12 protein-coding genes and 1 pseudogene are annotated in these 13,439 nt (G+C 69.1%); 4 read left to right on the forward strand and 9 right to left on the reverse strand.

Annotation, left to right across the window (positions count from 1 at the left end; genetic code table 11):
* Positions 1–636, reverse strand: a complete 636-nt coding sequence (locus E6R62_RS25950; RefSeq protein WP_136215943.1) for a metal ABC transporter ATP-binding protein — start codon at positions 634–636, stop codon at positions 1–3.
* Positions 637–809: 173 nt separating this feature from the next.
* A complete protein-coding gene (locus E6R62_RS41825) occupies positions 810–941 on the reverse strand; it encodes a hypothetical protein (RefSeq protein ID WP_276615655.1) in 132 nt (43 codons plus the stop codon).
* Positions 942–1,322: 381 nt separating this feature from the next.
* On the opposite strand from E6R62_RS41825, the gene E6R62_RS25955 reads away from it, so the two are divergent.
* On the forward strand, positions 1,323–1,538 hold the full coding sequence (locus E6R62_RS25955) for a hypothetical protein (protein ID WP_136215944.1): 216 nt from the start codon (positions 1,323–1,325) through the stop codon (positions 1,536–1,538).
* A 30-nt stretch (positions 1,539–1,568) separates the two neighbouring features.
* On the opposite strand, the gene E6R62_RS25960 is transcribed toward E6R62_RS25955, so the two are convergent.
* On the reverse strand, positions 1,569–2,096 hold the full coding sequence (locus tag E6R62_RS25960; RefSeq protein WP_240801894.1) for a copper chaperone PCu(A)C: 528 nt from the start codon (positions 2,094–2,096) through the stop codon (positions 1,569–1,571).
* Positions 2,093–4,387: a cation-translocating P-type ATPase gene (locus tag E6R62_RS25965; RefSeq protein ID WP_136215945.1), complete on the reverse strand. Its 2,295-nt coding sequence runs from the start codon at positions 4,385–4,387 to the stop codon at positions 2,093–2,095. The genes E6R62_RS25960 and E6R62_RS25965 overlap by 4 nt, the downstream gene beginning before the upstream one ends.
* A 998-nt stretch (positions 4,388–5,385) precedes the next feature.
* Between E6R62_RS25965 and E6R62_RS25975 the strand changes: the two genes are divergently transcribed.
* Positions 5,386–6,426, forward strand: coding sequence for a vWA domain-containing protein (locus E6R62_RS25975; RefSeq protein WP_136215947.1), 1,041 nt, complete (start codon positions 5,386–5,388; stop codon positions 6,424–6,426).
* A gap of 247 nt (positions 6,427–6,673) precedes the next feature.
* Here the strand turns inward: E6R62_RS25975 and E6R62_RS25980 are convergent, their stop codons facing one another.
* Positions 6,674–6,874 carry a hypothetical protein gene (locus E6R62_RS25980; RefSeq protein ID WP_206308846.1) on the reverse strand — a complete coding sequence of 67 codons (201 nt, stop codon included), beginning with the start codon at positions 6,872–6,874 and terminating at the stop codon, positions 6,674–6,676.
* Between the two features lie 422 nt (positions 6,875–7,296).
* Between E6R62_RS25980 and E6R62_RS41135 the strand changes: the two genes are divergently transcribed.
* Both E6R62_RS41135 and E6R62_RS25990 read left to right on the forward strand, forming a co-directional pair.
* On the forward strand, positions 7,297–7,455 hold the full coding sequence (locus E6R62_RS41135) for a hypothetical protein (protein WP_240801895.1): 159 nt from the start codon (positions 7,297–7,299) through the stop codon (positions 7,453–7,455).
* A gap of 1,020 nt (positions 7,456–8,475) precedes the next feature.
* Positions 8,476–8,875: pseudogene (locus tag E6R62_RS25990) on the forward strand (MerR family transcriptional regulator).
* Between the two features lie 664 nt (positions 8,876–9,539).
* Here E6R62_RS25990 and E6R62_RS26000 read toward each other — a convergent pair.
* From E6R62_RS26000 to E6R62_RS26015, 4 genes are all read right to left on the reverse strand, one after another.
* Positions 9,540–9,746: a hypothetical protein gene (locus E6R62_RS26000; protein ID WP_136215948.1), complete on the reverse strand. Its 207-nt coding sequence runs from the start codon at positions 9,744–9,746 to the stop codon at positions 9,540–9,542.
* A gap of 269 nt (positions 9,747–10,015) precedes the next feature.
* On the reverse strand, positions 10,016–10,741 hold the full coding sequence (locus E6R62_RS26005) for a YqjF family protein (protein WP_136215949.1): 726 nt from the start codon (positions 10,739–10,741) through the stop codon (positions 10,016–10,018).
* 324 nt (positions 10,742–11,065) lie between these two features.
* The gene (locus E6R62_RS26010) at positions 11,066–11,647 is read right to left on the reverse strand and encodes a DUF4142 domain-containing protein (protein ID WP_240801896.1); all 582 of its coding nucleotides are present in this window, start codon (positions 11,645–11,647) and stop codon (positions 11,066–11,068) included.
* A 212-nt stretch (positions 11,648–11,859) separates the two neighbouring features.
* The gene (locus E6R62_RS26015; RefSeq protein WP_136215950.1) at positions 11,860–12,975 is read right to left on the reverse strand and encodes a DUF1360 domain-containing protein; all 1,116 of its coding nucleotides are present in this window, start codon (positions 12,973–12,975) and stop codon (positions 11,860–11,862) included.
* Positions 12,976–13,439 lie beyond the last annotated feature (464 nt).

Here is a 13,439-nt window from a genome sequence, read left to right on the forward strand (position 1 = left end):
TCACCGGACCTCCCGTAGCCGGCCTGCGGCCATCTCCAGCACCCGGTCGCAACGGTCCGCCAGGGCTCGGTCGTGCGTCACGACGATCAGGGTCACCGGGAGCGACGTCAGAACGTCTGCGGCTTCCGCCTGGCCGTCGAAGTCGAGTGCGGCGGTGGGCTCGTCGGCCAGTAGCACTTGGGCGCCTGCGGCGACGCAGCCGATCGCGCGAGCCAGGTACATTCGCTGCAACTGGCCGCCGGAGAGGGTGTGCAGAGGACGTTCGACCAGCGTCCCGACCCCCAGGCGGACAGCGGCTTCACTCGCGTCCTCGGGCGCGGTACTGCTGGCCAGCAGCTCCGCGCCGAGCAGGGGGAAACGGCCGGCGGCCGGCTTCTGGGGGATCCACGCGCAGGCCCGGCGCCGCCAGGCCCACTCGGCGGGTGAGCCGGTGTCGCGGCCGCCGACCGAGATCGAGCCCGTCACCTGGCGGTGCAGCCCGAGCACCGCACGCAGGAGGGTGGTCTTGCCGGAGCCGTTGGTCCCGGTCAAGGCGACACGCTCACCGGCGGCGATCTCCAGATTCACTCCGGATACCGCCTCCACCCGGCCATGCCGGCAGGCGACCGCCCTCATGCGCACATCCAGCCCGCCCATCCCACACCTTCCCGTCCTTCCGCGCTGCGTGGAGCGGCGGGTGCCCGCCGCCCACGTCCCAGTAGTCGGACGGCATATGACCGAAGTTCCCGTGGACGGACGCCTTTTTCATGCGCGAATGCCACCGACCCGCAGCCCGCCGACCCGTAGCCTTCGCGTCCGTCGCGCTGCGCTCAGATCGTCGTGGCGACTTCGCAGCCGGCCTCGGCGATGGCGGCGCGGATCAGACCGTCGTCGAGCGGAGTGCCGCTCACCCCGGGTACCTGCTTGACCTCATCGGTGATGTGGCCGCGCCGGCCGGCCACATCCGGCCCTTGGCTTCCCGGCGCGCACAGTAGCCTCAGGTCATCGGCCCGCACAGTAGCCTCAGGTCATGCCGGTCACGCGGTAGCGCCGCCCATGCACGGCGCTCTCCTTCGACGCCGCCGTACACGGTGGAGGCCGGGCACGATTCTCGCTCGGAGACCCCCGAGGTCGTCTGCCTCTCCCACGTAGTCGTACTGAGGGGGCCTCTGGTTTCCGCGACTTCGGGGCGGCTGGAAGCAGTTGGAGCACAGGTTCCGACCGCTGTGCTCCCACGAGGCCGCGATGGCGAGCTTGCGTCCGCTACCGAAGGGGCATTCCCTTCTCGTCCGGTGGCGGGAGGCCGTTCCGTGGGCGGACGTGAAAAGGGAAGGGCACGTGTGATGACGGATACCAATTCATTGACACCCGTAGCGACGTTTTGCGGCAAGTGCGACTGCGGCTGTCCCCAATTGTTCATCGACGAGTCCGCGCCGGTCGAACGGCGGGTCGTCATCACCGACGACTTCGGACAGCGGGTGGAGATGAGCGCCGACCAGTTCGGCTCCCTCATCGAGGACGCCAAGGCGGGCAAGCTCGACGTGGTCGCCGCCGTCTGAGCCGACCCGTCGCCGCCGGCCCGGTGGCGTTCAGCTTCCGGGCCGGACCGCGATCGCGATCGTCTCGACCGGTCCATGGTGGCGAAAGTGCAGGACGAAGGGAATGACCTGGCCCGCCTGCCAGCGTTCCTTCACCTTCACCATCACGTCCACCCCGAAGGGGGACATGTCGACGGTGCCCCCGGCCGGGATGTCGACGGGTCCGGTCATCTTCATGGAATCGGCCCCGGTACCCGTGCTCCGGTGCCGGCTCAGCACGGACTGCTCCACGGCCGGGGAGGTGACGGATATCAACTGGTCCTCCGAGCCACCCAGGTTCGAGATCCGGAAGAACGCCGCAGTGTTTCCCTCATCGGCGTACGGGAGGAAGACGCGGCCGTCCTCGACCGCGATGCGCGGCGGGGTTCCGGCAGCTCCGGTGCCGACCCAGGCCGTCAGCCCGCACAGGCAGACCAGACACGAGATCACCGGAACGGCCGCGGCCAGGTAGGTCTCGCGCAGGCGCACGCGCGCCGGCCGCCGGCCCTGCGTCATTTCTCGTCGATCGGATTCGGTCACTGTCCACTTCCTCTCCGCGCGCCGCGGGCCCGCGCACCGGCAGGGCGGCCCGCGGGCTCCCAGCCGCGAAGTCGCAGGCTGTTCCCCACGACCAGCAGCGAGCTGGCCGACATGGCTGCCGCGGCGACCATGGGGTTCAACAGGCCGACGGCGGCCAGTGGGACGGTGACCAGGTTGTAGCCGAACGCCCAGACAAGGTTGACGCGGATGGTCGCGAGGGTGCGCCGGGCCAGGCGGACGGCGTCGGCCACCGCCTCGATGTCGCCGCGTACGAGGGTCACGTCCGCCGCGCCGATGGCGACGTCAGTGCCGCTGCCCATGGCGATCCCGAGGTCCGCACCCGCCAGTGCGATGGCGTCGTTGACGCCGTCGCCGATGACGGCCACACGTCGGCCCCCGTCCTTCAACTGCCCGACGAGAGACGCCTTGTCCTCCGGTGTACACCGGGGATGGAGGAGGGCGATCCCGAGCGCCGAGGCGACGGCTTCGGCCGGGGCCTCACGGTCGCCGGTGGCAAGGATCGGTTCCACTCCCAGTCGCCTGAGCTGGTCGACAGCCCGGTAGCTACCCGGACGCACGGTGTCCCCGAGCCCGATCAGTGCCCGGCCGACACCGTCGACCCGTAGCAGGACGGGCGTGAGCGCGGCGGTCTCGGCAGCGGCCATCGCCTTGGCGAGGGGCTCGGGGAGATCATCGCCAGGTGCACACACCTCGACCACTCGGCCGTCGACCGTACCGCTGACACCTACTCCAGGGGTGGCCCGGAAACCGGTTACCGGCGGAAGTGCCCGGTCAGACAGGCTCCGCCGGGCGTACGCGGCCAGGGCCATCCCGAGCGGATGCTCGGAGCCCTGCTCCACCGCGCCGGCCAGTCGAAGTACCTCCTCCCGGTCCAGGCCGTCGGGGACCGTCGTGAGGTGGGCGACGGTCATGTTTCCGGTCGTGAGGGTGCCGGTCTTGTCGAGTACGACCGTGTCGACGTGCCGCAGCGCCTCCAGGGCCTGCGGTCCGCTGACCAGGATTCCCAGTTGGGCGCCGCGGCCGGTGGCGGCCAGGAGTGCGGTGGGTGTGGCGAGGCCGAGTGCGCACGGGCAGGCGACGACGAGGACGGCCACAGCCGCGGTGATGGCCGGTTGCGCATCCGCACCGGCACCGAGCCAGAAGCCGAGCACGGTGACGGCCAGCGTCAGGACGACAGGGACGAACACGCCTGCCACGCGATCGGCCAACCGCTGCGCCGCCGCCTTTCCGGCCTGGGCATCGGTGACCATACGGGTGATCCGGGCGAGCCGGGTGTCCCCGCCCACGGCGGTTGCCCGTACGAGGAGCAGCCCGCCCGCATTCACCGCCGCGCCGATCACCGCCCCGTCCGGCCCGACCTCCACGGGATCGCTCTCGCCGGTCAGTAGGGACAGGTCCAAGGCGGAGTTCCCGGAGACCACGACGCCGTCCGTGGCGACTCGTTCCCCGGGTCGGACGACGAATTCCTGGCCTACGGTGAGCTGTTCGACCGGAACCCGTCGCTCCTTGCCGTTCTCGCGCACGGTCACGTCCTTGACCGCCAACGCGGACAGCGAGCGCAACGCCGCGCCAGTACCACGCCGGGCCCGCGCCTCAAGAAACCTGCCGGTCAGGACGAACAGCGGTACGCCGACCGCCGCTTCCAGATAGACGTGGGCGACCTCGCCTCCGGCCGAAGGGAGGAGGGTGAAGGGCATCCGCATCCCCGGCCGGCCCGCACCGCCGAGGAACAACGCGTACACGGACCACAGGAAGGAAGCGACGACACCGAGCGAAACCAGCGTGTCCATGGTGGCTGCCGAGTGCCGCAGACCGCGCAACGCCCTGACATGGAAGGGCCAAGCGCTCCAGACGGCCACGGGCGTGGCGAGCATGAGGCACAGCCACTGCCAATTGCGGAACTGCAGAGCCGGGACCATCGAAAGGACCATGACCGGCGCACAGAGCAGCACGGTGATCACGAGCCGATCGCGCTCGCTGCGATCATCTTCCGGTTCCGGAGCCGCCTCGCTCTCCGCCTCTCCCCGAGGCTCCGGAGGCAAGTGGAGTTCGGCCGTGTACCCCGCCCGCTCGACCGCGGCCATCAGCTCGTCCGCTGTGACGCCCGGCGGATGGAGCACCCGCGCCCGGCCGGTCGCCAGGTTGACGGTGGCGCTGACTCCCTCGATCTTCCCGAGTCGCTTTTCGACGCGGCTGACGCAGGCCGCGCAGGTCATGCCGCCGACGGTCAGGTCCGTGGTGGCGGAAACGGTCGCCGGCTCCGGTGTCATCGCCCACCGCCCGACTGCGTGCCACTCGTGCCGCCGTGACCATGCCGCCCTGAGCTGCCACCATCGCCGCCCACGGGGGCGGTGTCGATCCTGCCTGAGTGCATGCCAGGTGCGGCCGGGCCCGCTGCGGAACCGACCCCGTACGACAAGCAGAACACCACCACCAGCAAGGTCAGGAACCCGGTGAGCGCCGGTGGCGGCACCCACCGCCGCAGCGAGGGATACGCGCCGCCGAGGGTCTGCTGGGATTCCGCCATCGCTACTCCATGAACGGGCGCTCTCCGGCGCCCCTCGCTCGTCCGGTACCGCGGTACGAGGACCGCAGCCGAGGTGGCATCCCGTCATCCCCCGATGCCTTCCCCTGAGTAGTCGGTCCGGCGCGTCGACGAGTTCCCGGACATCGCCACCGTTGTCGCAGGCTCCGGCCCGGCACGCTGAACCGAGCTGGGACCGAGGTCGCTCTTGACGCTGGTGGACTTCACGCAACGACCGCACCTGCCGGCCGGGTGTCGTTCAAATGGGCCGGCTACAGACCGAAGGCAAGTGGTCCTGTCTCACCCGCCGGTCCCCGCCCACGCCGCGCTGCCTGCCGCCCGCACTCAGCTCGTCCCCGGCGCCGACGCTGGAAACCTGGGGCGAGGTCACCGCGGTGAATGTCACCCACGCCCACCGGTACGGGACGGCGACCGCGCAAGCGTGGCACCGGCTCCATCCCCGGCTGACCGTCGGGCCGCGTGGCCCGGTGCATACCGCGTTCAGGGTCACGTCGCCCATGCTCTGACCGCCCAGCGCCCCGGGGCCATTGCGCGGCGCGCCGCGTAACGGCGCCGACCTGCCGGCGAGAGCGGCTGACACCAACGGAGGGGCCACTGCCGTGCGGACCCCCATATGCCAAGGGTGGTCGCTGCGGCCGCCCGCATGGAAGTCCGGGTCGACTGTCAGTGGTGGCTGCGAGGATCGGAGTACCGAATCGGAGAACACAAACGGGGAGATTCGCCATGTCCGGCAACCAGAACTACATCAATCACGTTGCCCTCGTCCTGGACGCCAGTTCGTCCATGTCGCACCTGAGTCGCAAGGTCGTCGAAGTCGCGGACCAGCAGATTGCCTACTTGGCCCGCCGCTCGCAGGAGCTCGACCAGGAAACCCGCGTCACTGTGTACGTGTTCTCGAGCCAGGTGGAGTGCGTCGTCTACGACAAGGACGTGCTGCGCATGCCATCCCTTCAGGAGGTCTACCGACCCGGCGGCATGACCGCTCTGCTGTCCGCCACGCTGAAGTCGCAGCATGAGCTGGCCCAGACGGCCCAACTGTATGGTGACCACAGCTTCCTGACCTTCGTCCTGACCGATGGCCAGGAGAACGCGAGTCACCGCTGCTCGGATGCCCCCTCCAAGAACCCCCGCGACCTGGTGCAGGCCGTCGCCTCGATGATCGAGACACAGGCGGAGAACTGGACGCTCGCGGTCCTGGTCCCGGACCAGATGGGTAAGCGCGAAGCCATGCAGTACGGCTTCCCCAAGGACAACATCGCCATCTGGGACGCCACGAGCACCCAGGGCCTGCAGGAAGCCGGGCAGGTGATCAAGGATGCAACCGAGAAGTTCATGGTGGGGCGAACCCGGGGAATCCGCGGATCGCGAGCCGTCTTCCGTGCGGGTGGGGACGCGGTGAACAGCGACACCATCAAGGCGGCCGGTCTCCAGGCGGTGGATCCGTCCCAATACCAGCTCGTTCCTGTGGAACGCGACGCGGCAATCCGGGAGCGGGTCGTCGAATCCGGCCACGGCTACCGCACCGGATGCGCTTTCTATCAGTTGAGCAAGTCCGAGAAGATCCAGGCACGGAAGCAGGTCGCGGTGCTGGAGAAGAAGTCCGACAAGCTCTACGCGGGGCCGGAGGCGCGCGCCCTGCTCGGCCTTCCGGACGCGGAGGTGCGCGTGAAGCCGGATCACAACGACGAGTTCACGATTTTCGTGCAGAGCACGAGCGTGAACAGGAAGCTGGTGCCGAACACCCGCCTTCTGATCATGACCTGATGCCTCGAAGGCCATGGTGCGCGGTGCATTGCGGGACGTGGCAGCTCGCGACTACGCAGGCGTGCCGGCGGCGACCCAGCTCGGGGCTCGGGCCAGGGGGGGGGGCGAGGACGTGCGAGCGACCCTGGTGACTGCGCAGGCGCGTCGCCGTACTCCGCTCGGAGCCGGTGGCGGAGGTCTGCGCCGACACCGCCGTGGGCCTGGACGGGGCCTTCCGCCCGGGCGACGGCTCTGCGTTTCGGTGTTCTCAAAATCCTGCGTGAGCGGCAAGGTCAGACGCCAAGTGGAGTTGTTGGAGTTCGTCGGCCGCTTCGGCGCTGCGCGGGTTGTTCAGCCGGTCGAGGGCGTCGCGGGCGGTGGTCAGGGTCGCACGGGCTTCGCTGTCCCGGGTGAGGTGGCGTAGGACGATACCGAGGTCGAGGCGTGCCGGTTCGCTCCACGCGGACATGTGCGCTGCCTCGAAGCGGGCGGCGGCACCATCAGAGGCCGAAGGTGCATGGTCCTTTTTGCGTGATTGCCTCAAAAATCCCCATCCTGGGCCGCCGGCGGCTTGCCTGGCCTGCGCCGCACTCCATGCCGGATGGGATGAGCGATCCCGTCACCGGTTCATGATCTTCGCGCCGCCCTGGTCGTTGAGGGACCCTGGAATGAGGCGACCGGGCGGAGCTGGAGGAGAAGGCCCGGGGGATCACCCGCGCCGGGTGGTTCCTGGAACGGCTGAAGGAGCGCACGGACCACCGCGACAAAGCCATTTCGCTGACGTCGTTCCGCGCCCAGCTCAAGGCCATCCGTAAATGGGGCCTCCACCCGCCGGCCGACCTGTTCCGCGTCCGCCAGCCAGTCTTGGTGGCCAACGGCGAGAGCGACCGGATGGTGCCGAGTGAAAACACCCTCGACCTCGCCGCACGGCTGCCCCGGGGCGAACTCGTCCCCCTCTACCCGGACGCCGGGCACGGCGGCACCTTCCAGTTCCACGACGCGTTCGTGGCCAGGGCCCTCGCATTCCTCGAGGCGCGGCCCGACGCCTGACCGCTGATGCCGCATCCCCCGGTCCCATCCTGGGGGCGGCGCCGGGAGGGGCGAGCCCGGGCGAGCCGGGCCGCCCTCGATGACACGCCCTCCTGCGCGTCAACAATCCCAGCGACGCCACCCCACCCGCCGAACCCTCCCCGACCGCGCTGCGCAGACCGACGAGGCGGTGCGGCCCCTCTGTCCTTGCTCCGTTCGAGGGCAACTGTCTTTCTCCCGAACACGCGGAAATCTGTGTCGGCTGGAGTAGACATTGGATGGTCGGGTGGTTATGGTTTCTCTCGTCACCAAGAAGGGCCGCAGGGCCCGGCAGAGATGAACTGCCGGGCAGCAGTACCCGCAGTACCCGTAGTTGCAGTACCAGCAGTTGCAGTGCGCAGGACGGTGCGGTGGTGGAGTTCCGAAGCCAGAGCAGTCGTATGACGGCGACGGGGCTGACGACCGGACCGGGTGGCCCGCGGTTATCAGGGGCCGCCGTGAGCAGTACCGCAGTTGGCAGTACCAGCAGTGAAGTCGTGTGAGTGGTACCTCGGTGAAGGCGTCGGGCTGCGGGCGCGCGCATCGGGAGGTTCGGCAGTGGGGTTCTAAGCCAGAGCAGACGCAGGATGGGCGACGGGGCTGGCTGCCGAAGTGGCGCTCTGACAGGTCACCAGCAGTTCGCAACACCCGGCAGTACACGCAGTTCGCAGTATCAGCAGTACCCGCGTTACAGCAGTTCGCAGTATCGGCAGTACGCAGTTCCCGTTTGACAAGTGAGTGATCCAGAGGGAAAGAACGGAGGGATTGGGCGCCATCAGGATCGCCCGGACGCCACGCGAGTCCGGGTACCGCAGGACATCGATAGTGAGGTGGTCTCCGGTCACGCATCCGCGATCCCCGCACTCCCGACGACGCTCAGGTCGGGCGGGCGGATACAGAAGGCCGGCGCAGTACCAGGGCCGGCAGATGGTGTAGCAGTTCCTTCGGGGCCCGGGAGCCACATGCTCCCGGGCCCCTCCACGCGTTCCACAGAGAGGCGTGATGATCGCAGGCGATCCGTTCGGCCGTCTCGATGATGACGATTACCCCGCCTACACCATGGGCCGGGCCGCCGACATGCTCGGCACCACCCAGCGCCCAGATTCCTGCGCGTGATCGGCGAACACCGCCTCGTCACCCCCTGCGTTCCGCAGGTGGGCATCGCCGCTACTCCTGCTACCTGCTGCGTATCGCGGCCCGCGCGCGAGCTCGTCGACCGGGGCACCCCGATCGAGGCGACCTGCCGCATCGTCATTCTCGAAGACCGCTGGAAGAGGCCCAGCGCATCAACGCCGAATACCGCCGTACCGCCGTACCGCCGAATCGCCGTTCCCTCCGGCCGCAGCCTGAAGACCGGCCGGAACCGGCGCAGCGACTTGCCGTCCACGGCCGTTGCACGTAGGCCCCCGGGCCTATCCTGGCGCGATCTACGAGCCAGGTCCCAGGGCGCCCGCGTCGACTCGGGGAGGAGTTGGCAGTTGCCATCGAAGGAGTTGGTGACAGCCGATCTCATCGACAAGCAGCCGCTTGCCGTGAACTGGGCCGTGCACTTCGGCCAGGCCGCCCTCCTGGGCGTTGTTCGCTCGGCCATGGCCAACGCCGGCCTGCGCGGACCGGTGGCTCCGCCCAGTTCACCGTTGTCCGCCTCACCAACGACCAGATCCCGGAGAACGCCACCGGAGTCGGCGCCCCGCCCCAGACCTGGCCCGTGGGGAACTCGTGGTGGGCCTCCTGCCCAGGGCCGGCTACGCCTTCACCACCGGCGCCGTCGCTGACGCCCTCGCCGCCGGCAACGGTCCAGGGCCCGGCCGACGCCATGCCGCCCTGCGCCCCGGTCGGCATGCGGGCGTCGGCCCGTTGCGCCGCAGGAGGCCTACGGCCGCCAGGTCTGTCAGGGACACATGGCGGTCCCATTCCCAGTACAAGTCGTCCCAAGCCGGCCTGGCCCCCCCGGCACCTCATGCCCGCGCCGAAGCCCGGCTCTACAGCACCTACCTATGCCCAGACGCAGCCTCGAACCGGGCCCGCAGTCTGTACCGCCGCCCAGGGCAGACGTTCAGCTCTGGTCACAGCTCGTCGTAGCCGCCCGCATGGTCGTCCTCACCGACGATCTCCTCCTCATGGCGGCGCAACGCTTTCGAGGCCTCACCGTGGGAGGGGTGGGCGGGTTGTCCAGGGTGGACCGGATCCTGTCCCGCTGGGATCTCCGACTCCCGCCGTGCCTCGTCGGGCCCCTTGCCGGACCACGGCCGCTTGTCCTGCGTACCGCCCATGAGGTGACTCCTCGCACTCGGAGGCTTTGCGTCCCACGCTGACACGCGGCGGAGCATTCGGCAGCACGTACGCACTTCGGCCGGGTGAAGGGGACCTTCTCCCGTCTGCACACCTGACTCACTCCCATCCGCTGTGAAGGGCTGCGTAGGGACGTCACGGCCGGGACGCGTCCCGGTTCGCGGAGGGCCCCTGCGGGCTGTGGGCTGAGGCGTCGGCTGACACGGCGGGGATAGTAGGGGCGCGTCTCTCGCTCTCGGCGCGTGCCCTCTTACGCTCCCTTGGGGCCGGTGACGGGATGGGGCCAGCCGATACGCACCGGCCCTACTCCCGGAGAGGTGTGGACGAGGGGCTCGGTTTGCGGCGGCTCAAGGCCGGCGGCGTGCGTGAGCGACTGTTTCATCGTGAGGATGGCGCCCCGCCTGAATCTCCACGGCTCGTGCTGCACGCGTGTCTGCCAGAGTCGCCCCGCATGGTGCGTGTAGGCGGCCCACCGGCAGGTGAGCCATTTGTCGAGAGGGGCTTGGTCGATGAACCCGCCCTGCCGCACTGTGAGTTCGTAGGTCGCGTCGCCGTGCCGACGCCGGCCGGTGTGGCGGCGATCGACACCATCCGTGGTGAACGACAGGTCGGCGAGTTGGTAGGGCACGCCGACGGCGCGCGCCGTGAGCATCAATGGCGTGGTGACGTCCAGGGAGAAGAACCACAGGCCGCTGTCGCCGTTGTCCAGGCGCACGTACGTGCGCAGATTCGTTTCCAGGAATGTGTGGCGAGGCAGTGGCACCAGGCCCAAGCCCTGTGCGCAGGCCATGACCAACGGGGTCAGGCTCACCCATGCGGACCCGTCGAATTCATCCACGACGAGTCCCTGCGGCAGCAGCGGTTGCACGGCCCGTGCCGGGTAGCGCCAGTGCAGCATGGTCTGCTGCCGCCAATAGACCGTGAGCAACGGCGCCGATACGCGCCGTCGATCGCAGTGTGACGGTACGCCGTCCATATCATCGGTCCCCTCTACGCAGCGGCTGACCAGATTGCCACTCCCAGACGGTTCGCCGGCGGATCACCGCGCAGGGCTCCACCGAGCGCCCGGGCTCGTTCATCGGGCTGCCGCTGGGCCGAACCACTCTGCTCGACGGTCCCGGAGTGATCTACCGTTCGACCACGTTTTCGTCAGGAGTTCCAGTGAAGGCTGCTGACGAGAAGGGCTTACCGACGTATTACCGACGTAGGCCCACACGGGGGGTCACGCGCCTCAGCGGCCCGCCCCGGACTCCTGCCAGCCGCTGGCGAAGGGCCGGCGGGCGGCGGGGGAGAGGCCTTGCTACTTGGCGTGGCAGGTGCCGCCACGAACCATGTCGAGGTGCATGGCGACAATGGGACGTGCTTTGTGGGCGGCGTTGGTGAGGGATGTGTCGGTGCCCGTCTTGATCTGCTTGTCGATCAAAGCCAGGGTCTGGGTATGGGCGGCCTCCTGGTCGGCGAGCCAGGCGGCGTCATAGCGGGCCGTGCCGGCCTGCTGTTGGACGGTCATCAGCTTCTGCTGTTGCTCGGCCGAAGGCATGGTGGGCAGCGGGATCGTGCTTTTCGCGGCGACCGCTTTGAGGTCGGTGTCCAGTTTTTGATGGTCGGCGACCAGTATCGCGCCGACGTCCTTCACACACGCGGTCATGGCATGCTTCTGAGCGTCCTGACCGGCGGCTATTTCCGCCAGGTTGCCCTGGTGGGCGGATCGTGCGAATGCGGTGTCCTGGTCACCTGCGGAGGCGGCGGCGACAGCCGCCGGACCGCACACTCCGGTCACTGCGGCCGCGACGGCCGTGATGATCAGTAGACGATTGCGCATCGCGCTCATCTCCTTCCACGCGGCCCGGTCCCGAAAGGCCACCTTGCGAGCCGCATCCATCCCCCGGCCCCTACCCCGTCCATGTCGGTGAAACGAGCGGTGGGCACTTTGCCGCGCGCGAGGCCGTATGTCATTCCCGCGGTCCGGCCGTCAGCGCGCACACGGCGCCCGCCGGTACTTCCGGGCCCGTCGCACAGCGCAGCGGCGCGTCCTGCGGAGGCAGCCAACGCAACCTCAGCGGCTACACCCCAGGAATCTCCGGACGATGGGAATCAGTCGGAAGGATCATCTGCTTCTGTCGCCTTGACGAGAGCCGCGTACCCGAGATGCATGGCGTCGGCGATGGCGACCGCGCTCAGCGTCCGTGTAGTGGCGGAAGCGATCCGCGGCCAAAGCATCCGGGCCCCGGTGAGAGTAGTGGCGGTCCACACGTTCAGGCAGAACGGACAGCTCAGGAGTTCCCCGACCGTCCGGTGGCCCGGCTTGGGCCCTTCGTTGAGCTCGGCCGGAGCCCCCTCTTCCTCTACATCGGTGAACGGTGCCCGCAGAGGACGGGTGACCTTGGCCTTGCCGATGAGTCGGCTGAGCCGGAATGTCGCCGTTCCCGTCAGTAGGACTTCGGACAGCGTTACGGGGTCTGCGCCGTCCCGGCGGTAGCGCCGCGCCAGGAGCGCCCAACCGCCGGCGTAGGCGCCGAACGTGGCCAAGGCGAGGACGCGGCCACGGCTCTCGGCCGCCCCGTCCTGCTCGGCTTCGATACGGCCCCGACGCGAGCCGGCGTATGCCGCATGACGGATCAGCCCCAGCCGGCGCCCCGGAGGCAACTTCGGCAGGCAGGCGACGTAGGGGTCGAAACCCGACGGCGAATGCGATGCCGACGGAGGTTCGGCCCGAACGGTCAACGTGGCGAACGGTCGCCATGCCTCCCCGGGGCCTGCGGCACACAGCCGGAAGACCGCAGGACGTTCACGGAGCGCCGCGGCGAGTTCCCCGAGCGCGGCCGGCAGTCGGCGTCCGGGCTCCAGCGGGAACGCGCCGACGACCCGCTTGCGGTCCGGGAAGCGGTAACTCGTGAGAGTGCTGTAGGGGCCGTCGCCCCGAACTCGTGGCAACGGAAGGTGCCGGGTCAGCCGGGAGCTGCCGCTGGAGGTCATCAACAGATCGAAGGGGCCGTTCTGGCCGCCGGGGCGAGGGACGTGCACCGCGAGCCCCATGCCGTCCGGCAGAGCGCCCGGCAGACCCACCGCGCGGGACCAGCGCACGACAGCCTCGTGGCTACCGGGCTCGTCCAGGAACGGTACCGACCACGGATTCGTCCCCTTTGGTTCGATACTGACGGTGCCGCTGAGCGTCAGGCCATCGGGGTGCAGGGCCGGCTTTTGCCGCATGCGGGCGATCGCGTACGCCGCGGCCCCGGCCGCCCGCGCGGTGAGCCCTACCGCTCGGTAGACAGGCGCTCGGTCGGTGGAACGTGGTTCGAGTCGAGCACTGAGTTCGTCATGCTCGGGCGGTTGCCGGTGGACGTTCATGTGGGGCTCATGCCCGTGTGAGCGATGGCTATGTCAACGCACCAGGCAACCCCCGACGACGTCCCCCGATCCTGGCGTGGCGACCCCGGTGCCGGGAACCCCCCACCCGCGGTGGCGACGGCACATGATCAACGGCTGATGAACCTGCGGAGTTCCTGGAAGAGCCGCGCGGACGGCCTCCGAGTTCGAGGTCATGAAGCAATGTCCTGGTCCTCGGTCCGGTCCGGGGCGTCAAGATCGGCGCTGTGTCCTACGAGTGGCCCGAAATGCGGCGTGCTTAAACCCCGCATCAGGCCATGACCACGACAATCACTGAGAGCACA

The organism is Streptomyces sp. A1136 (genome assembly GCF_004795055.1).
GTDB lineage: Bacteria > Actinomycetota > Actinomycetes > Streptomycetales > Streptomycetaceae > Streptomyces.

Bases quoted from the DNA above. Each gene is read 5' to 3' on its own strand.
- E6R62_RS25950 (WP_136215943.1), bottom strand. From the start codon at position 636: ATGGGCGGGCTGGATGTGCGCATGAGGGCGGTCGCCTGCCGGCATGGC.
- E6R62_RS25955 (WP_136215944.1), top strand. From the start codon at position 1,323: ATGACGGATACCAATTCATTGACACCCGTAGCGACGTTTTGCGGCAAG.
- E6R62_RS25965 (WP_136215945.1), bottom strand. From the start codon at position 4,387: ATGACACCGGAGCCGGCGACCGTTTCCGCCACCACGGACCTGACCGTC.
- E6R62_RS25975 (WP_136215947.1), top strand. From the start codon at position 5,386: ATGTCCGGCAACCAGAACTACATCAATCACGTTGCCCTCGTCCTGGAC.
- E6R62_RS25980 (WP_206308846.1), bottom strand. From the start codon at position 6,874: ATGTCCGCGTGGAGCGAACCGGCACGCCTCGACCTCGGTATCGTCCTA.
- E6R62_RS41135 (WP_240801895.1), top strand. From the start codon at position 7,297: ATGGTGCCGAGTGAAAACACCCTCGACCTCGCCGCACGGCTGCCCCGG.
- E6R62_RS26000 (WP_136215948.1), bottom strand. From the start codon at position 9,746: ATGGGCGGTACGCAGGACAAGCGGCCGTGGTCCGGCAAGGGGCCCGAC.
- E6R62_RS26005 (WP_136215949.1), bottom strand. From the start codon at position 10,741: ATGGACGGCGTACCGTCACACTGCGATCGACGGCGCGTATCGGCGCCG.
- E6R62_RS26010 (WP_240801896.1), bottom strand. From the start codon at position 11,647: ATGGATGCGGCTCGCAAGGTGGCCTTTCGGGACCGGGCCGCGTGGAAG.
- E6R62_RS26015 (WP_136215950.1), bottom strand. From the start codon at position 12,975: ATGCGGCAAAAGCCGGCCCTGCACCCCGATGGCCTGACGCTCAGCGGC.